Consider the following 19,977-nt stretch of genomic DNA (forward strand, 5'->3'; position numbering starts at 1 on the left):
GAGAGCGTTTCTGGCGGGAAAGTCTGGAGAGGGGGGGATCTTAACATGGTGGCAAGCTCCGTTGAGTGAACGGAACTTAATTAAAACAAAATGCCGGATAAAAAACCAGCACTTTGTCAATAATCTGAATGGGAGGTTTTTTACCTCCCATTCATTGGTATCGGAATTACACCGCAGTTTGGAAAATCACATCATCCGCTTTTTCAGTGTATTGGTTCAGTTGATCAAAATTGAGATAACGGTAAGTATCTTCCGCAGTCTCATCAACTTTATCCATAAATTGCTGGTACTCTTCCGGTGTAGGTAGGCGTCCCAACAAAGAAGCCACAGCCGCCAGTTCAGCCGATGCCAGGTAAACATTCGCCCCCGTCCCCAGACGATTCGGGAAGTTACGAGTCGAAGTGGAGACCACGGTTACACCGTCAGCAACGCGTGCTTGGTTACCCATACACAAGGAACAGCCAGGAATTTCAACCCGCGCCCCACTCTTACCAAAGATGCTGTAATAACCTTCCTCCGTGAGTTGAGCTGCATCCATTTTCGTTGGTGGAGCAACCCACAAACGAGTGGGTAATTGACCTTTATGTTGATCCAATAATTTACCGGCTGCACGGAAATGACCAATGTTAGTCATACAAGAACCGATAAAAACCTCATCGATTTTACTGTTAGCCACATCAGACAGTAAACGGGCATCATCTGGATCATTCGGTGCGCATAGAATAGGCTCTTTAATTTCAGCCAGATCGATTTCGATAACCGCGGCATATTCTGCATCAGCATCAGCTTCCAACAATTGAGGATCTTTCAGCCAATTCTCCATGCCCGTTACACGACGTTCTAAAGTACGGCGATCACCATAACCTTCAGCAATCATCCATTTCAGCAATACAATATTGGATTGCAGATATTCAATAATCGGTGCTTTATCCAATTTAATGGTACAGCCCGCCGCAGAGCGCTCCGCAGACGCATCCGCCAATTCAAATGCCTGCTCGACTTTCAGATCTGGCAAACCTTCAATTTCGAGGATACGGCCAGAGAAGATGTTTTTCTTACCTTTCTTTTCAACCGTCAGAAGCCCTTGCTGAATCGCATAGTAAGGAATCGCATGAACCAAATCACGCAAAGTAATACCAGGCTGCATCTGCCCTTTAAAACGAACCAGCACAGATTCTGGCATATCCAAAGGCATCACCCCCGTCGCAGCAGCAAACGCTACCAGACCAGAACCAGCCGGGAAGGAAATACCAATCGGGAAACGCGTATGAGAATCACCGCCCGTACCAACGGTATCAGGCAACAGCATACGGTTCAGCCATGAGTGAATAATGCCATCACCCGGACGCAGAGAAACCCCGCCACGATTCATGATGAAATCAGGTAAGGTATGGTGAGTCGTGACGTCAACTGGCTTAGGATAAGCAGCCGTATGGCAGAATGACTGCATTACCAAATCCGCAGAGAAACCCAAACACGCCAGATCTTTCAGTTCGTCACGGGTCATGGGACCAGTTGTATCCTGAGAACCAACAGAGGTCATTTTAGGTTCACAGTATTCACCAGGGCGAATACCCACCGTGCCACATGCCCGACCAACCATTTTCTGAGCCAGGGAGAAACCGCGACTACTTTCTTCAACCGCTTTCGCCTGACGGAAGACATCACTCGGTGGTAAACCAAGAGACTCACGCGCCTTACTGGTCAAACCACGGCCGATAATCAGTGGAATACGGCCCCCCGCACGCACTTCATCCAACAATACATCTGTTTTCAGTTCAAATTCAGCCAGTAACTCATTGGTTTCGTGGTGACGTACTTCCCCTTTATAGGGGTAGATATCAATTACCTCCCCCATATTTAATTTGTTCACGTCCAGCTCAATTGGCAGCGCACCGGCATCTTCCATCGTATTGAAGAAGATTGGCGCAATTTTACCGCCCAGAACAACACCACCACCACGTTTGTTTGGCACAAATGGAATATCATCGCCCATAAACCATAACACTGAATTAGTGGCCGATTTGCGGGAAGAACCTGTACCAACCACATCACCGACATAAGCCAGCGGATAGCCTTTCTTATTCAGCTCTTCAATCTGTTTGATTGGGCCAATAACACCAGCTTGATCCGGGACAATCCCTTCGCGAGCATTTTTCAACATTGCCAGAGCATGCAGAGGAATATCAGGGCGTGACCATGCATCCTGCGCAGGAGATAAGTCGTCAGTGTTTGTTTCACCCGTCACTTTAAATACTGTGACTGTAATTTTTTCTGCCAATTCAGGGCGTTCCAGATACCACTGCGCATCAGCCCAAGATTGCATAATTTGTTTGGCTTGTGGATTACCTGCTTTTGCTTTTTCTTCTACATCATAGAAGTTGTCAAACATCAACAAAGTATGAGAGAGCGCTTTAGCTGCAATTGGGGCCAGTTTTTCATTATCCAGAGCATCAATCAAAGGATGAATATTATAACCACCTTGCATCGTTCCAAGCAGTTCAACCGCCTTTTCTGGCGCGATTAGCGGTGAAATGGTTTCATCTTTCGCAATGGCGGCAAGAAAACCGGCTTTTACATAGGCCGCTTCATCAACGCCAGGGGGAATACGGTTAATCAGCAGATCTAACAGGAAATCTTCTTCACCTTTTGGTGGGCTCTTCAGTAACTCAACCAGCGCCGCCGCTTGTGTCGCGTCCAATGGTTTAGGGACAACACCTTGGGCTGCACGCTCGGTTACGTGCTTGCGGTATTCTTCTAGCACGACTTTCTCCTCGCTCTCATTGTCATTTTATCTACCCGGCTCTGCACCCGCCTTAGAACCTGCCTCACCAGACTATCGTCTTTGCGCAACAATATGTGTTTTCGCAACAAATAGCCCCTCCAGGGACAGGTTGTTAGTTATGGTTCCGGGTGCCAGGTCAGAGGATTGCCGACATAACTTAACAAGTGCAAATCAAGTTATGCCCAGCTTCGGGCGCTCAGCATACCAAAATTTGAATGCGATGTTAATTCGTTCACATAAAAGTAACATTAACTGATAGTAATATTCTGAATTAACAGCAGACAAAACTATTAAAACAGATTATTCCGCTGATTTTTGCCAGTAGCACCCACAAAAGCCATACTTTTTATACTGTACTTTTCCAAACAGGTCATACTAGATAAAAAAACGGCTTTCAATAAATGAAAGCCGCTTCGGTGAATTACATTAATCGATTTAAGAAATTACTTCTTTTTCTTTGCCTTCGCATTCGGCAAATCAGTAATACTGCCTTCAAAGACTTCAGCAGCCAGACCTACCGATTCATGCAATGTTGGGTGAGCATGGATGGTCAATGCGATATCTTCCGCATCACAACCCATTTCAATTGCCAGACCGATTTCACCCAACAATTCACCACCGTTAGTACCCACAATAGCACCACCGATAATACGATTACTTTCTTTATCGAAAATCAGTTTGGTCATACCATCAGCACAATCAGAAGCAATTGCGCGGCCAGAAGCTGCCCATGGGAAAGTAGCCGTTTCATAGCTAATGCCTTTCTCTTTCGCTTCTTTCTCAGTCAGGCCAACCCATGCAACTTCGGGTTCAGTGTAAGCAATGGATGGAATCACTTTTGGATCAAAGTAGTGTTTCTTACCAGAAATAACTTCCGCCGCAACGTGACCTTCATGAACACCTTTATGCGCCAACATAGGCTGACCAACGATGTCACCAATAGCAAAGATGTGCGGTACATTGGTGCGCATTTGCTTATCAACGTGGATAAAGCCGCGGTCGTCAACGTCGACACCCGCTTTACCTGCATCCAGCATTTTACCGTTAGGTACACGACCGATAGCAACCAGAACCGCGTCATAACGCTGTGGTTCTGTCGGTGCGTTTTTGCCTTCCATCGTGACGTAGATACCATCTTCTTTGGCTTCTACTACGGTAACTTTGGTTTCCAGCATCAGATTGAATTGTTTGCTGATACGTTTGGTAAAGACTTTCACCACATCTTTATCAGCCGCAGGAATAACCTGATCCAACATTTCAACAACATCAATCTGAGAACCCAGAGCGTGGTAAACGGTTCCCATTTCCAGACCGATAATACCACCGCCCATGACCAACAAGCGGCCAGGAACTGTTGTCAGCGCCAAAGCATCTGTAGAATCCCAAACGCGCGGGTCATCATGAGGAATAAATGGCAGTTGGATAGGACGGGAGCCCGCGGCAATAATGGCGTTATCAAAATTAATCGTTGTTGCGCCACCTTCACCTTCACCTTCACCTTCAACAACCAGCGTGTTCGCCCCTGTAAACTTACCAACACCATTAACCACTTTAACTTTACGGCCTTTAGCCATACCAGCCAAACCACCGGTTAGCTGATTAATAACTTTTTCTTTCCAAACACGGACTTTTTCGATGTCAGTTTTGGGTTCACCAAAAACGATGCCATGATCTGCCAACGCTTTAGCTTCCTCAATCACTTTTGCTACATGCAGCAATGCTTTGGAAGGGATACAACCAACGTTAAGACAAACACCACCTAAGGTAGAGTAACGTTCCACCAGAACGGTTTCCAAACCTAAATCCGCGCAACGAAAAGCAGCAGAATACCCTGCTGGACCTGCCCCAAGTACCACTACTTGGGCTTTAATTTCAGTACTCATCATGACCTCTTAATTGTTTGTCCGGCGGGTCAGGCGCCAAAAACGATATATTCCACCGGGACCTACACACCGCGAGCAGTTTACAGAATTGTTAATAACCTGAAAAGTGCGTTAACGTGACAGAACTCGCAACAAACTCACCAGATGTAAGCTGTCTCTCTGTCACCGCAATAACAATCAGGCCGGCACATGGCCGGCCTTTGAGATTACATCACCAGACGGCGGATATCGCTCATCGCATGATTAATAAATGTGATGAAACGCGCACCATCAGCACCATCGATCACACGGTGATCGAAAGAGAGTGACAGAGGTAGCATCAGGCGTGGAACAAACTCTTTACCATTCCATACCGGCTTCATTGATGAGCGGGATACGCCCAGGATAGCCACTTCTGGTGCATTAACGATTGGCGTAAATGCTGTGCCACCGATACCACCCAGGCTTGAAATAGTGAAGCATCCCCCCTGCATATCAGATGCAGTCAGTTTGCCTGCACGCGCTTTCTTAGATATCTCAGTCAGCTCGCGGGACAATTCGATGATGCCCTTCTTATTAACATCACGGAACACTGGAACCACCAGACCATTAGGTGTATCCACGGCCACACCAATGTTGATGTATTTTTTCAGCGTCAGTTTCTGACCATCTTCCGAGATAGAGCTGTTAAAGCGCGGCATCTCTTCCAGCGCTTTTGCTACCGCTTTCAGGATGAATACCAATGGCGTGATCTTCACACCAAGCTGTTTCTTCTCAGCTTCCTGATTCTGCTGCTTACGGAAGTTTTCAACTTCAGTAATATCCGTTTCGTCGAACTGTGTAACATGTGGGATCATCACCCAGTTACGGCTCAGGTTAGCGCCAGAGATTTTCTGAATACGACCCAGCTCAACTTCTTCAATTTCACCAAATTTACTGAAATCCACTTTCGGCCAAGGCAACATACCCGGCAGACCACCACCGGCTGATGCAGGAGCAGATTCTGCACGTTTAACCGCGTCTTTCACGTAAGCCTGAACATCTTCACGCAGAACACGGCCTTTACGCCCTGTACCTTTCACTTTAGCCAGGTTAACGCCGAATTCACGCGCCAGACGACGGATCACCGGCGTTGCATGAACATAAGCACTATTTTCAGCGAAATCATTTTTATCTTCTTCCGCGAAGCTTCTGCTAGCAATAACCGGTGCTGCCGCTTTCTCTGGTTCAGCCGCTGGCGCAGAGGCAGCCGGAGCAGCAGGCGCTGCACCCGCAACTTCAAAGACCATAATCATAGAATCGGTTTTCACTTTATCACCGACCTTGATTTGAATTTCTTTAACGATACCTGCGAATGGCGCGGGGACTTCCATAGAGGCTTTATCGCCTTCTACGGTGATCAGCGATTGTTCAGCTTCCACCGCATCGCCAACTTTCACCATCACTTCGGTAACTTCGACTTCATCGCCGCCGATATCCGGTACATGAACATTCATAGCCGCAGAAGCTGCTGGTTCTGGCTCTGCCATACGCGAAGACAATGTTATCGCTGCTGGCTCTTCCGCTGGCGCAGCTGCTACAGCACCTTCCGCGGAATCAAAAATCATAATCAGTTTGTCGGTTTCAACTTTATCGCCAACCGCAATGATGATCTCTTTAACAACACCCGCCTGAGGGGATGGAACTTCCATAGAAGCCTTATCACCTTCCACGGTGATCAGCGATTGTTCAGCTTCCACTGTATCGCCAACTTTCACCATGATTTCGGTGACTTCAACTTCATCCGCACCGATATCCGGTACCTTAATTTCGATAGCCATTGATTCTTTACCTCTTATGCCAGACGCGGGTTAACTTTTTCTGGGTTAATGTTGTATTTTTTGATTGCTTCTTCCACAACACTCACATCGATTTCGCCGCGCTTAGCCAATTCACCCAAAGCAGCAACCACCACGTAAGAAGCATCAACTTCAAAATGATGACGCAGGTTTTCACGGCTATCGGAACGACCGAAACCGTCAGTACCCAATACGCGGAATTCGCTTGCAGGGATGAAGTTACGAATTTGTTCTGCGAACAGCTTCATATAGTCAGTAGAAGCCACTGCCGGTGCTTCATTCATGATCTGAGCAACATAAGGTACACGTGGCGTTTCTGTTGGATGCAACATGTTCCAACGTTCACAATCCTGACCATCACGAGCCAGCTCAGTGAATGAAGTCACGCTGTACACATCAGAACCCACACCATAATCGTTAGCCAGAATCTGCGCTGCTTCACGCACATGACGCAGAATAGAACCTGAACCTAATAGCTGAACTTTACCTTTGCTACCTTCCAAGCTTTCCAGCTTGTAGATACCTTTACGGATACCTTCTTCCGCGCCTTGTGGCATCGCCGGCATGTGGTAGTTTTCGTTCAACGTGGTGATGTAGTAGTAAATATTCTCTTGTTTCTCACCATACATACGCTCCAAACCATCATGCATAATCACAGCAACTTCATAAGCAAATGCCGGATCATAAGAGATGCAGTTAGGGATAGTCAGAGACTGAATATGGCTGTGACCATCTTCGTGTTGCAGACCTTCGCCATTCAGGGTTGTACGACCAGAAGTACCACCAATCAGGAAGCCACGAGCCTGTTGGTCGCCAGCTGCCCAGCACAGGTCGCCAATACGTTGGAACCCGAACATAGAGTAGTAGATGTAGAACGGAATCATTGGCAGGTTATTGGTGCTATAAGACGTTGCTGCCGCCAGCCATGATGAACCGGCACCCAGTTCATTGATGCCTTCTTGTAGAATCTGACCTTTGGCGTCTTCTTTATAGTAAGCAACCTGCTCACGGTCCTGCGGAGTATATTGCTGGCCATTAGGGCTGTAGATACCGATTTGACGGAACAGACCTTCCATACCAAAAGTACGCGCTTCATCGGCAATGATTGGAACCAGACGATCTTTGATTGATTTGTTTTTCAACATCACGTTCAAAGCACGAACGAAAGCAATAGTGGTAGAAATTTCTTTGTTTTGTTCTTCCAGCAACGCACCAAAATCTTCCAGCGTTGGCAGTTCCAGTTTCTCTTCAAAATGAGTACGACGGCTTGGCAAATAGCCACCAAGCGCTGCACGACGCTCATGCAGGTATTTGTATTCTTCAGAATCTTTATCGAAAGTTACATATGGCAGGTTTTCGATTTGCTCATCAGCAACAGGGACATTGAAACGATCACGGAAATGGCGAACGCCTTCCATATTCATCTTCTTAACCTGATGAGCGATATTTTTACCTTCCGCCGTATCACCCATACCGTAACCTTTGATAGTCTGAGCCAGGATAACCGTTGGTTTGCCGGTAGTTTCCTGCGCTTTTTTCAAAGCAGCAAAGACTTTCTTAGGATCATGACCACCACGGTTCAACGCCCAAATCTGGTCATCGGTCATATCTTTGACTAATTCAGCGGTCTCTGGGTAACGACCAAAGAAATGCTGACGCACATAAGCGCCATCTTTGGATTTGAACGTCTGGTAATCACCGTCCAGCGTTTCGTTCATCAGTTGGAGCAATTTACCGCTGGTATCTTTACGCAACAGTTCATCCCAACGATCGCCCCAAAGCACTTTAATAACCTGCCAACCTGCGCCATCAAAAATGCCTTCCAGCTCATTAACGATTTTGCCATTACCCGTAACTGGACCATCCAGACGTTGCAGGTTACAGTTGATAACAAATACCAGGTTATCCAGTTTTTCACGGGTGGCGATAGTGATCGCCCCTTTGGATTCTGGCTCATCCATTTCACCGTCGCCCAAGAAGGCATAAACGGTCTGCTTGGAGGTATCTTTCAGACCACGGTGTTCCAGATATTTCAGGAATTTAGCCTGATAAATCGCACCGATTGGCCCCAATCCCATTGAAACGGTTGGGAACTGCCAGAATTCAGGCATCAATTTTGGATGCGGATAAGAAGAGAGACCGTTGCCATGAATTTCCTGACGGAAATTATTCATCTGCCCTTCAGTTAAACGACCTTCAAGGAAAGCACGAGCGTAGACGCCTGGAGAGATGTGGCCTTGGAAATAAACCAAGTCACCGCCGTCATTTTCATTACGGGCACGGAAGAAATGGTTGAAACAAACTTCATACATGGTTGCTGAAGACTGGAATGAAGCCATGTGACCACCCAATTCCAGATCTTTTTTGGATGCCCGCAACACGGTCATCACAGCATTCCAACGAATAGCAGAGCGAATACGGCGCTCCAAATCCAGATTGCCAGGGTAAGCAGGCTCATCCTCAACAGCAATGGTATTGATATAATCGCGGTTAGCAGCACCGGCTGCAACATTCACGCCACCTTTACGTGCTTCGTTCAGTACCTGATCAATCAAGAACTGGGCACGATCAACACCCTCTTCACGGATGACCGATTCGATCGCCTGTAACCAGTCGCGAGTTTCGATCGGATCCACGTCATTTTTCAAAATGTCTGACATGGTGTATTCCTTATCTGTTATCTGTTTCTAATGATTGTTTTGGAGCCTACCTTCCCGTCATACCCTTTGACGTTCAGCCGGTCATGACTGGAAGATAGGCCCTCACTGTTGTTGCCGCTAGCGCCCTCAGTAAAGGGACTCAACTTAGCTGTGCAGACGCAGCAAACTACAAGATCTACACAGCTAATTTTATTCCTGATGTTGTTGAAGACGTCGTAATGATCGCTCACGGCGAGTGTGCTCGCGGCTGAGATCCAATAAGACATCTTCAATAAAAGCTAAATGGCGATGAGATGCCTCACGGGCTTTCTCTGGTTGCCTCGCCATTATTGCTTCAAAAATCTTCGCCCGATGATCGCTGACAGCCGTCAGCATTTCCCGGCGGGTATACAAAAACTCAAAATTCTGCCGGATATTTTGTTCCAGCATAGGCGCCATACAACGTAATAAATGAAGGAGAACCACATTATGCGCGGCTTCGGCAACGACAAGCTGATATTGCAAAACAGCTTCGGATTCAGCATTGACATCACCACTTTCCTGAGCTTGTTGAATAACAAGGTGATATTGCCGAATACGCTCAAAATCTTCGTCAGTTCCACGCAGTGCCGCGTAATAGGCAGCAACACCTTCCAAAGCATGGCGGGTTTCAAGGAGGTCAAATTGAGATTCTGGGTGACCAGCCAGTAACTGTGCCAGCGGATCACTGAAACTTTGCCAAAGGTTACTCTGAACAAACGTTCCCCCACCCTGACGGCGAAAAAGAAAACCTTTAGCTTCTAACCGTTGAATGGCTTCGCGCAGTGAAGGACGTGACACATCAAACTGTTTCGCCAACTCACGTTCAGGCGGCAACTTCTCCCCTGGACGCACGGATCCTTCCAGGATGAGATGCTCAAGACGCTGCTCTATGACATCTGATAGTTTTGGTTGGCGGATTTTACTATAAGCCATATTTATTATAAGTCAGTTAGAACCTATCTCATGAGGCTATTTTGTTTGTTGTTTCGGTCTTTACCGAAGTCAATTGGTAATACCAATTTAAACCACCGGGCCATAAAAGTAACAAAGTATTCACCAACTGTCTATAAAGACCTTTTGCTAAATCAGAAAAACCTGCAAATTTTAACAATTTTTTTTAAAAATTAGTAAAAGCTGATAACCAGTAGGTTAATAAACATCCTAAGATAATATTTTAACCAACCTTTTTAAACATACAAATGGGCATATTGAATCGTTACAGCAATAAAATAGTTGAATCTTTATTAAAAAGATATAGCTACCAAATCATCACCTGTTGATTTTAAATACAAATGCATACCATCAGGTTATAAATGTAGCTCAAATCAATAAAACCGAGAGGTTAAAACCAACGATTAGAAAGGAATAATGACAAAATGTGAGGAACCACCAGCAACAGCTCCACATAACTCCTGCTGATGGAAAAAATGAACTATACCCTATGGATTTCAAGATGCATCGCGACGGCAAAGGAGTGAATCCCCGGTCACATAGCGAACTATGTGACCGGGGTGAGCGAGTGCAGCCAACAAAGAGGCAACTTGAAAGATGACGGGTATATATTAAAACCAATAGCGCGTCACTTCATTCCATCCTTTTTTATACATACAGGATGAAATTATCCAACGTCTTGACGATTCATTTTTATCCCAACGCTTAACTTCAGTTTTCGGCACAGTAATGTAATGATTACAGGATTTATCTTCGTCCTTGTCTTTATCTTTACAGGAAAAACGTTTTGTCTCGAAAGAATGAATAACTTCGCTGGTCCAGTCTGATGGTAATTGAGAATAACCCAATGCTTTACATTCAGCATAATCCCTATCTCTTTCATACTGAGTTGCGCCTGGTTTTTCCCACGATGTACACCCCGCCAATACAGTAAATAAGGTAAATAAAAGGATAACAGCTATTTTTCTTATAAAATTCATATAACAATACCTTAATTAAAAATAAAGAAATAACCAAAGAAATTAAATTAGAATTTAAAAGTCCCCCCAATACGGTAACTCTTATCTTCAAAAGATGGCTGTCCACCAGACTGTATAATTTGTCTATCTTGGTTTGAGATATCTCTGTAAATATCAGGAATAGAATGTATATTATCTACTTTAACTTCACTGCCTGAAACTATATCCGTGACATTACATTCAAAATAACCACAGGTTGAAATATAGCTATCAGTAAGCCGTGGCATGGAACATCCCGTAACTACAAATATTGATAATAAAGCAATGAGAAATTTATTCATTCTTAATATCCTTAACTTGCTGTATATTTTATAAAAATTTAACTTAAATGAAAAACCATATAAAAAGAGAGATCATTTCTTATGATCGAGTAAATAATATCTACATATGCATTTTATCTTTCTGGCATTCCACGGAATATCAGAACAATATCCCTCCAGAGAGAAATATATATTCTTATCGCTAGGAAAAACCTGCTTTATTGGTGAACCATTAACACCAAAGAGTAACAGGCTAGATAAAAAACATGAAATAATTAATATTTTCATGTATTTAAAACTGGCTAATGAATATAAAGTTCTATCTTATAAGATACCAAAAGACATACAATGACTTTATTTTTTATATTAACGGCTATCCTCTCCATCTTCCACATATTCCAATATATCTCCAGGTTGACACTGCAAATGCCTACAAATTTTTTCCAGCGTCTCGATACGAATACCTTTTATTTTGCCATTTTTCAGTAATGATAAATTTTGCTCAGTAATACCAATAATGGCAGCTAATTCTTTAGACTTTACTTTCCTTTTCGCTAAGATCACATCCAACCTTATTATAATACTCATGATGATTCTCAGATAAAATAACGTTGCTCATCGCTTATCTTCTTAGATTCACGCATAATTAAGCTAAATATCAGAAGGAATACACCAAACATAATAATAAACAGAGATTCTGAATTAACTCCAAACGAAAAACTAAATACCCGTTGCCCTTGCACTAAATCCACAGATAACGCCATCCCCTGTAACATATTAATCACAGGGTAGAGAAGTTGCTCTAGAATCATCAGGAAACCAATAATAAATGAAGCGGAAATATTACGGTTACTCCATATTTCACCTTTAGCAAACCGGAAAAACAGAATGCCAATTAATATATAAGATGACGTTGATATAATCCGAGGTATCGTATCCAGCGAGATATAAAGCACCTGACTTAATAAAGATTGCTTAAATCCTTTTGCAGTCAATGCCGGCATAAGATCACTATACGCCTGAAGAACAGCCTGGCGAGTGGCATCATGCCATAACGACCAAGACGCAATATGGAACCCAATATCACCAATTACCATAATGGAAGCAATAATAATAGCCAGAAAGCTGAGTAGCTTGATTCTGGGATTAGTTACAAACTCCTGTTTATCACACATCTTGTGTCATTCCATATACATGTTTAACTAAACTGTCGCTAAAGTACTTTAAAAGTTATCGTATGACAATAATTTTTTATCACTAAATAGACAGACCACCCTTCAAAGTCATCGATAAATCATAGCGATAATCATTGAAAACTATCATTAATTTATTGATAGAAAAAGAAAAAAGTCATCATTTACCTGAAGCAGTGAACAGTAAGCAGTATATGTTACTTGGTCACTGTTTTATCACCCCGCCATCACATGGTTTACCGCGATAGTTTGTTGTGAAGATTGTATGACAAACACAGAACGGTTTACTCCGGGTGCCTTTCAAAGCTCAATATGTCTACACAATGCCGTGTCAATTTCAATACAGAGTGAATCGAAGATAATGGCTCAAAACGAACCTGATATCAGGTTTTAACCAATCCCCTCAACACTGAAAATCAATAAGAATAATTAATGAAAATTAATAAGAATAATTAATGTAATGCTTTTGCGATGCTGGAGATTCGTGTTTCTGCGCAAGGGTAAGAAGGTGTAAGAACGAGGAAAAACCTTACTCAAAGTAGTGGTGTGGCTTTCAATGACATCAGTTTCTGATATGGGACATAAAACCGAACATTTAGAGTTATTTTGTTCGGTTATCTTCAACCGCCGGGGCAGTATACGGAAAATTTCATCACTTAAAAGAGATTTTTTGTATTTTTTTGTAAAAAATTACTCAATTTTTTGATTTCAAAAAGAAATTATTTCTTTCGTTATGGATATTGCGCCCATTTAAAGCTCATTTTTTAATCAACTTAATATTCATTTTCTTATGCAAAAGGCTGAAACTCTGAAACCAAATGGTATAAGCCAGAAGTGATTTCATAAGGTGAATATTTATATTCATATATTTCATTAAGTTAATAACTGAACAAAATAACTCTAAATGACCAGTAAACGCACCGCCTTGGCGGTCCGATTGTTTAATCTGTCATGGTGTTGTTTTAGGCAAAATGTACTCAGCAGATGTAGATAAGGAATAGATGAAATGAAAAAGCAAATTTTGAAGACTTGTGTGGCAGCAGCACTGTGCCTGGGGGGGATGTCGCAGGCTATGGCAGCTAATGTTGGTGATGGTGCAGGTAATACCCTGACAGTAAACTCTCAAGTGAGCGCAGGGACTTGTGAGTTTGACACAATGTCTCCGGTCAATCTTACGGCTCTGACATCAGCCTTGAGTAGTGCTGCTAATAAGGAAGTAGTAGGTGAGAAAGATGTCCAGATTAAAGTGAAAGGCTGCCCTGGTAATCAAAAATGGAAGAGCGATAGCGCCATTAAACAAGTTAGTTTGACAGTTAGCGGTACAGCACAAGGAAACGACTACTTTCAGCTTAAAGAGGGTAGTACTGCAATCACTGATTATGCGGTTAGCCTGAAGGCTGATAGTGCAGAAGTGAAACCAAACACAGTAATTGACCTAAAAAATAACGGTGCGCTAGCTGATGCTGCTGATAATGCCATCACGCTTAAGGCAGGGCTGGTTAAGCTTGGTACAGGTGTGGTAGCCGCAAAAAGCTCCTCTGCGACCCTGACTGTAGCAATAGCCTATCAATAATCAACGCCGTTAGGCACTAGGAACACATAGCAGTGGAATTGGACAAGGAGGTCCAATTCTTACTTACGCAATACCAAAACAGACACATTCAGGTGACTCAGTGAAAAAATTCATGACAGCAATGATGGTGGCCAGTTTATTAGGCGGCACGGTCACCGCCGCGCAGGCTGGAGGGGTAAGTATTGATGCCACCCGCATTATCTACCCAGCGGACCGTCACGCCGCCACCGCTTCACTGCGCAACAGCAGTAAAGAAACCGTCTATTTAATGCAAGTAGCGGTCAATACCGCTCCTGAGCAGAAGAAGGCCGCTCCGTTTGTAATAACACCGCCCCTGTTTCGTATGGAGCCCGGCAGCCAGAATCAGGTCCGTATCATCAAAACTGGTCAGGCCCTGCCGACCGACCGTGAATCCCTGTTCTGGTTTACTGCGAAGGCCATCCCATTAAGTACTGAATCCGAGAAACATTCCCGCCAGAGTGTCTCCGGCGGAATACAGTTTGCTCTGGCCCACACAATTAAATTGATGTATCGCCCGTCAGGGCTGCCAGTTGCACCGGAGAAAGGATTTGGTTCACTGCGCTTCAAACCGACAGCCGAGGGGATAACGGTCACGAATCCGTCACCCTATTACATCACCTTCGCCTCCTTAAAAGTGGGCGGCCAAGAGCTGATGACGCAGAAACAGAAAGAGAGCATGGTCTCACCGTTCTCTGCCTTGTTTTTCCCCCTCAAAGGCGTGAATTACCCGGCCAAAGTGAGCTGGACAGTGATTAATGACCTCGGTGGAGGATCATCCTATCAAGGGGAGATACCGTAATGTTAAAACCGTGGACTCTTATCGGACGGACAGCACTGGCCGGTCTGCTCTGTACCATCCCCCTGCCCGGGGGAGCAAGCCCCAACACAGCAGAGCTAACGCTGGCCCTGACGCTGGAACAGCCAACCTGCGAACTCAACGTACAGACCTCCCATGTCGAGTTTTCATCCATACCGCTTAATGAAGTTAAGCGCAGTGCGGAACATATCGCAGCGGCGGACAACAAGCCTGTGACGCTGGCGTTGTCAGGTTGTGCGGGATCAGCCAGAGCGGGCCGTACCCCGGCGATTAAAATAGCCGGCCCCACGCCGGAAAATCACCCGACGTTATTTCGGGATAAATCGTCCTCTGTGGTGGAAAACGTGGGTTTTGGCCTGCGCTATCAATCACCGGAAGGCGGGCTGGGAAGCTACCTGAAAAATGGCGATTATGTGGATTTGGCATCACCGGGTAACGCCGTTAAAGACGGTCAAATTACCTTCCAGATGGATATGCGGCATGAATCCGGTACGGCGGTCCCCACCCCCGGTGAGCTGACCGCGCACATTCAATTTCAATTTGACTATCACTGAGTGTCGCTCAGGTAACAGGTTTCAGGAGGCGTTGTGGAAACAGGTCGGATGCGCACAACGCGGTACAGGCTGGCACCACTACTATTCTGTCTAGGGTTAGGCATGGCCGGCACAGAACCCTGTCAGGCAGCCGGTATCAGCCTGAATAAAACCCGGGTGATTTTTACCCAAGGGGCGCGGGCACAGACGCTGACGGTGGTTAACACCACACTTCAGACGTGGCTGGTGCAGGTAAGGATCACGGGCGATCAGGAGAAAACCGCACCGGCGTTTGTGGTGACGCCGCCGCTGTTCAGGCTGGAGGCCAACAGTCAGAACAGTTTGCGTATTTTGCCGACTTTTCATCTGCCTCCCTTTCCGGCGGATCGGGAATCGCTCGGGTATGTCCAGATGAATGCTATCCCCGCCGCCCATCCGATGGCGAATGAGCACGCTCGGGATCAGGCGTCGATGAGCGTGGGAATGCGGATTAAGTTTTTCTGGCGACCGCATGGCCTGCCGATGTTGCCGGAACAGGCGTATGGGCAGTTGCGCTTTCAGTCGCAACCCGATGGCATTAAGGCGTGCAATCCCACGCCCTATTTCCTGTCGCTGGACAGCCTCACGCTGGACGGACAGACGCTCGATCTGAATCGCTATCCCTCCATGATAGCGCCGCAGGATTGTGTGACCTATGTCGGACAGGCAGGCAAAAAAGCGGTGAGCTGGTCGATGATTAATGATTACGGCGGGGCTTCAAACCTGTTTACCGCCAACGTGGCGGGTTAAATTCGCCCTTGTTTTATCCAGAGGTGGAAAGTGAAGAGAGTCAGTAACGGGAACAGGCAAGCACACGCGGGATCAATGATTTACCCTTTCTGTTTCGCCCTGCTGCTGGGCGGCCTGTTAAAGGCGCAGGCGGCGGAGGATCCGGGGTTATCGTTCTCCCCGATGCAGTTATCGTATGTCGCTAAAGACAGCCCCGGCGGGGTGACCCTCAGTATGACCAACCATACGGCGCAGGGCTATCTGGTACAGGGATTTGTCAGCCCGATGGACCCCGATACCGGTCGCTTTGACACCCAAACCGGGCGGGTTCCCCCTTTTGTTGTCCTGCCGCCGTTAAAGCGGATTGAGGCCGGCGGGAAATTCTCGTTCCGTATTCGCCAGCTTGGCGGGCAGTTACCGCCGGATCGGGAATCGGCCTTTGTGGTCTCGTTGCGGGCTATCCCCGGCGTCGCCGTACCGGACACGCGCGTGCCTGAGCGCCAGACCGGCAAGAACTCGCAGGTGCAGGTCGCTTTACAGATGAATATCCGGCTGTTTTATCGCCCTAAAGGCGTCCCCGCCCGGGATAACGCCAAGGTGGCAAAACAGGTGAAATTTTCCCTTCAGGGGACGCAGTTGCGAGTGGAAAATCCCACACCCTATTTTCTGGCCTTTTCGGTCCTGAAAATGGGCACACAGTATGCGGATGACCACACCCGCCAGACGATGGTGCCCCCGAAAGGCATACAAACCTATTCGTTTACCGCCGGGGGACAAGGGCCACTAATCTGGCGTTTTCCCGGCGACAATCAGGATCGCCACGTCCCGTTATAAACCCGCCGCATCGGCGGACGGTATACCGGCAAAGCGACCTCAATATCAACAGCACAGGCTTAAATTAGAAGCAGAGATGAGCTATGGCAATAAACACTTTATTTCCGTCTGCACTGCGGACGGGTAACCAGCGTGCGCCCGGTCAACCGGGCAGTTTCCGGCCGCGGCCGGTATACCTATGCCTGCTGTGTTCACTGACGGCAACGGCCCTGCCCGCCTCAGCGCGGGAATACTTTAATCCGGCGTTCCTGATGGGCGCTGACGGTGAACGCAGTCATGTCGATCTCTCGGCGTATGAAAACGCGGGCTATGTCGCCCCCGGGCGCTATCTGGTGGATGTCTACATGAACCAGAATCGGGTGGACAGCCGCGAGATTGAATTCAGGCAGGTTAACGGCCATCTCCAGCCGGTATTAACCGTCGCACAACTGGAAGGGTATGGGGTCAATACCCGCGGATTACCGGCTTTTCAGGGTAAAGCAGACGACAGCCTCATCACCGATCTGACGAAACAGATCCCGCACGCCCGCGCCACACTGGATTTCGCCCGTTTGCGTCTGGATCTCAGTGTCCCGCAGGTCGCCATGCAACCCCACTATTCCGGGATGGTTGATCCGTCTCTGTGGGATAACGGGATCCCGGCCTTTTTAATGAATTACACTGTCAACGGTTCGGAAGGACGTTATGACGGTCAGGGAAACTGGGGAGGATCACGTTCCCGTAATCTGTTTGCTTCTTTTCGTAACGGGTTGAATCTGGGAGCGTGGCGTCTGCGCAGCACGCAAACTTACAGCTACAATCGTCAGCGCAACGAGGGCACCTCCGGTTTTTCCACGCCGGCACAGACCCAATGGCAGGTGAGTAGTACCTATCTGCAACGTGATATCCCCTCACTGCGCAGTGAGTTCACGGCGGGTGAAACCTATACCGGTGGCGACATTTTTGACAGTATCCCGTTTCGTGGTATGAAACTGGCTTCGGAGGAGGCGATGTTACCCGACAGTCAGCGCGGTTTTGCCCCGGAGATAACCGGTGTGGCGAACGCCAATGCGCAGGTGACGGTATCCCAGAATGGCAATATCGTGTATCAAACCACGGTGGCGCCGGGGCCGTTTCGTTTCACCGACCTCTATACCACTGGAAGTGCGGGCGATCTGACGGTGACCGTCAAAGAGGAAAATGGCCGTACCCGTATTTCTACAATAGCCTCGTCGTCCCTGCCGGTGATGCAACGTCCCGGGGGCGTTAAATATGAATTGACGACCGGTCAATATCACGGTGGTAACCTCACCAATGGCAGTCGTTCCCCAATATTTGCTATGAGCACCCTGGTCTATGGTTTACCCCACAGTATCACCCTATACGGCGGGGGACTGGTCGCTGGCAACTACCAGTCGAGTGTATTAGGTACCGGCGTTTCGTTGGGGACATTCGGCGCCCTGTCTGCGGATGTGACGCTGGCCCATACACAGTTGCAGGAGAGCAAGGATCAGGAAGAAAGCGGGCAATTCGGCCAGTCTTATCGCGTGAAATATTCCAAGAACCTAATCAGTACCGGCACCGGCATTGATCTGGCTGCCTACCGCTATTCCACTCAGCATTACTACAGTTTCAGTGATGCTAACAGCATCGGCTACAACTTGAATGAATATCAGGTGCCGTGGGCGCTTGACCGGCGTCAGAACACCTGGCAGGTGAACCTGCGTCAGACACTAGGACGTTGGGGCAGTCTTTACGCCTCCGGGATGCGCAACGATTATTGGAATGGCCGTACCGACAACAACCTGAGTCTGGGTTACAACGCGATGCTGATGGGGATCAGCTATAACCTGAGTTATCACATTTCTCGTATAAAGGGCGAGGGCCACTGGCCGGAAAACCGTCAGGTGTCATTCAATATGCAGGTCCCACTGAGTCTCTTTGGATCATCACCGGCATTACGGGGCGTTTACACCCGCTATACGGCTTCGCGCGACTCGCAGGGTAACCTCTCTCAACAGACCGGCATCAGTGGCATGTTATGGGATAACCGCCTGAGTTATAACCTCCAACAAGGCTGGGGGCACAGCGGCCAGCAAAACAGTCGGGCCCTGTCGCTGGGTTATCAGGGCAGTCAGGGGAGCGTTAATCTGGGTTACAACGACAACGCAGACAGCCGACACGTCACCTATGGCACGTCCGGCGCTCTTCTGATCCATCCTTACGGGATAACGCTGTCACGCTCGTTGGGAGATACCGCGGTATTAGTTCGCGCACCCGGAGCGAAAGGGGTGACAGTCAGCAACGGCAACGTACAGACCGACTGGCGTGGCTACGCTGTGCTGCCGGGCGGATCGGTCTACCACAAAAACACCATCAATCTGGACCCGTCCACCCTGCCGGAAGGGGTCGATATTGACCAGACCAGCCGCAACGTTTACCCGACCAAAGGCGCGGTGACGCTGGCCAATTATCAAGTTCGTTTAGGTAGCCAGTTGCTGTTGACCCTGACACATCATGGCAAGCCCGTGCCCTTTGGCGCCACCGCGACGCTGGCAGGAAACGCAACCCAAGCCGGCAGCGGCATTGTGGGCGATAACGGCCGGGTTTATCTGAGCGGCATGCCGTCCGCCGGTCATGTGAAAGTCAAGTGGGGAAACGAGGCAAATCAGCAATGCACCACCCGTTATCAGGTGTCGTCCGATACCCCCGGAAAACTGGTGCAGGCCGATGCCGTGTGTCTATAAGCGTAACCTTCATATGGGCAACCTGACCGGTGTGCCCGATGAGATATCACCTGTCTCACTTTTACGTCCGGGGCGCCACCAAAAGCGAAGTTAGCCCCGACAGTGAAAGAGCGAGG

At 47.3% G+C, this 19,977-nt stretch carries 14 protein-coding genes; 6 read left to right on the plus strand and 8 right to left on the minus strand.

The window, feature by feature from the left end; all coding sequences use genetic code 11:
* Nucleotides 1-166: 166 nt before the first annotated feature.
* The 8 genes from acnB to AAC155_RS16240 all read right to left on the minus strand — a co-directional run bounded on the left by acnB (nt 167) and on the right by AAC155_RS16240 (nt 12,571).
* Complete coding sequence (acnB, locus tag AAC155_RS16205) at nt 167-2,764, minus strand: bifunctional aconitate hydratase 2/2-methylisocitrate dehydratase (RefSeq protein ID WP_113043319.1); 2,598 nt, start codon at nt 2,762-2,764, stop codon at nt 167-169.
* Nucleotides 2,765-3,228: 464 nt separating this feature from the next.
* Entirely contained in the window at nt 3,229-4,668 is a 1,440-nt protein-coding gene (lpdA, locus tag AAC155_RS16210; RefSeq protein WP_113043320.1) for a dihydrolipoyl dehydrogenase, read from the minus strand.
* 206 nt (nt 4,669-4,874) lie between these two features.
* Entirely contained in the window at nt 4,875-6,467 is a 1,593-nt protein-coding gene (gene aceF / locus AAC155_RS16215) for a pyruvate dehydrogenase complex dihydrolipoyllysine-residue acetyltransferase (RefSeq protein WP_113043321.1), read from the minus strand.
* 14 nt (nt 6,468-6,481) lie between these two features.
* On the minus strand, nt 6,482-9,145 hold the full coding sequence (gene aceE, locus AAC155_RS16220; RefSeq protein WP_113043322.1) for a pyruvate dehydrogenase (acetyl-transferring), homodimeric type: 2,664 nt from the start codon (nt 9,143-9,145) through the stop codon (nt 6,482-6,484).
* A 189-nt stretch (nt 9,146-9,334) separates the two neighbouring features.
* Nucleotides 9,335-10,099, minus strand: a complete 765-nt coding sequence (gene pdhR, locus AAC155_RS16225; protein ID WP_036777528.1) for a pyruvate dehydrogenase complex transcriptional repressor PdhR — start codon at nt 10,097-10,099, stop codon at nt 9,335-9,337.
* Nucleotides 10,100-11,144: 1,045 nt separating this feature from the next.
* A complete protein-coding gene (locus tag AAC155_RS16230; RefSeq protein ID WP_113043324.1) occupies nt 11,145-11,417 on the minus strand; it encodes a lipoprotein in 273 nt (90 codons plus the stop codon).
* 345 nt (nt 11,418-11,762) lie between these two features.
* Nucleotides 11,763-11,984, minus strand: coding sequence for a helix-turn-helix domain-containing protein (locus AAC155_RS16235; protein ID WP_112876763.1), 222 nt, complete (start codon nt 11,982-11,984; stop codon nt 11,763-11,765).
* A gap of 8 nt (nt 11,985-11,992) precedes the next feature.
* On the minus strand, nt 11,993-12,571 hold the full coding sequence (locus tag AAC155_RS16240) for a hypothetical protein (protein ID WP_113043325.1): 579 nt from the start codon (nt 12,569-12,571) through the stop codon (nt 11,993-11,995).
* A 1,024-nt stretch (nt 12,572-13,595) separates the two neighbouring features.
* Here AAC155_RS16240 and AAC155_RS16245 point away from each other — a divergent pair.
* From AAC155_RS16245 to AAC155_RS16270, 6 genes are all read left to right on the plus strand, one after another.
* Nucleotides 13,596-14,162 (plus strand): fimbrial protein, encoded by a 567-nt coding sequence (locus AAC155_RS16245; RefSeq protein ID WP_113043326.1) that lies wholly within the window; start codon nt 13,596-13,598, stop codon nt 14,160-14,162.
* Between the two features lie 100 nt (nt 14,163-14,262).
* Nucleotides 14,263-14,982, plus strand: coding sequence for a fimbrial biogenesis chaperone (locus AAC155_RS16250; protein ID WP_113043327.1), 720 nt, complete (start codon nt 14,263-14,265; stop codon nt 14,980-14,982).
* Nucleotides 14,982-15,554, plus strand: coding sequence for a fimbrial protein (locus tag AAC155_RS16255; protein WP_113043328.1), 573 nt, complete (start codon nt 14,982-14,984; stop codon nt 15,552-15,554). The genes AAC155_RS16250 and AAC155_RS16255 overlap by 1 nt, the downstream gene beginning before the upstream one ends.
* A gap of 102 nt (nt 15,555-15,656) precedes the next feature.
* Nucleotides 15,657-16,322, plus strand: coding sequence for a fimbrial biogenesis chaperone (locus tag AAC155_RS16260; protein WP_229015590.1), 666 nt, complete (start codon nt 15,657-15,659; stop codon nt 16,320-16,322).
* Between the two features lie 75 nt (nt 16,323-16,397).
* Nucleotides 16,398-17,135, plus strand: coding sequence for a fimbrial biogenesis chaperone (locus AAC155_RS16265; RefSeq protein ID WP_223121465.1), 738 nt, complete (start codon nt 16,398-16,400; stop codon nt 17,133-17,135).
* An 83-nt stretch (nt 17,136-17,218) separates the two neighbouring features.
* The gene (locus AAC155_RS16270) at nt 17,219-19,861 is read left to right on the plus strand and encodes a fimbria/pilus outer membrane usher protein (RefSeq protein WP_113043331.1); all 2,643 of its coding nucleotides are present in this window, start codon (nt 17,219-17,221) and stop codon (nt 19,859-19,861) included.
* Nucleotides 19,862-19,977 lie beyond the last annotated feature (116 nt).

The organism is Photorhabdus sp. HUG-39 (assembly GCF_963878365.1).
GTDB classification, from domain to species: Bacteria; Pseudomonadota; Gammaproteobacteria; order Enterobacterales; family Enterobacteriaceae; genus Photorhabdus; species Photorhabdus kayaii.

Bases quoted from the DNA above. Each gene is read 5' to 3' on its own strand.
- lpdA (WP_113043320.1), bottom strand. From the start codon at position 4,668: ATGAGTACTGAAATTAAAGCCCAAGTAGTGGTACTTGGGGCAGGTCCA.
- aceF (WP_113043321.1), bottom strand. From the start codon at position 6,467: ATGGCTATCGAAATTAAGGTACCGGATATCGGTGCGGATGAAGTTGAA.
- aceE (WP_113043322.1), bottom strand. From the start codon at position 9,145: ATGTCAGACATTTTGAAAAATGACGTGGATCCGATCGAAACTCGCGAC.
- pdhR (WP_036777528.1), bottom strand. From the start codon at position 10,099: ATGGCTTATAGTAAAATCCGCCAACCAAAACTATCAGATGTCATAGAG.
- AAC155_RS16230 (WP_113043324.1), bottom strand. From the start codon at position 11,417: ATGAATAAATTTCTCATTGCTTTATTATCAATATTTGTAGTTACGGGA.
- AAC155_RS16235 (WP_112876763.1), bottom strand. From the start codon at position 11,984: ATGAGTATTATAATAAGGTTGGATGTGATCTTAGCGAAAAGGAAAGTA.
- AAC155_RS16240 (WP_113043325.1), bottom strand. From the start codon at position 12,571: ATGTGTGATAAACAGGAGTTTGTAACTAATCCCAGAATCAAGCTACTC.
- AAC155_RS16245 (WP_113043326.1), top strand. From the start codon at position 13,596: ATGAAAAAGCAAATTTTGAAGACTTGTGTGGCAGCAGCACTGTGCCTG.
- AAC155_RS16255 (WP_113043328.1), top strand. From the start codon at position 14,982: ATGTTAAAACCGTGGACTCTTATCGGACGGACAGCACTGGCCGGTCTG.
- AAC155_RS16260 (WP_229015590.1), top strand. From the start codon at position 15,657: ATGGCCGGCACAGAACCCTGTCAGGCAGCCGGTATCAGCCTGAATAAA.
- AAC155_RS16265 (WP_223121465.1), top strand. From the start codon at position 16,398: ATGATTTACCCTTTCTGTTTCGCCCTGCTGCTGGGCGGCCTGTTAAAG.
- AAC155_RS16270 (WP_113043331.1), top strand. From the start codon at position 17,219: ATGGCAATAAACACTTTATTTCCGTCTGCACTGCGGACGGGTAACCAG.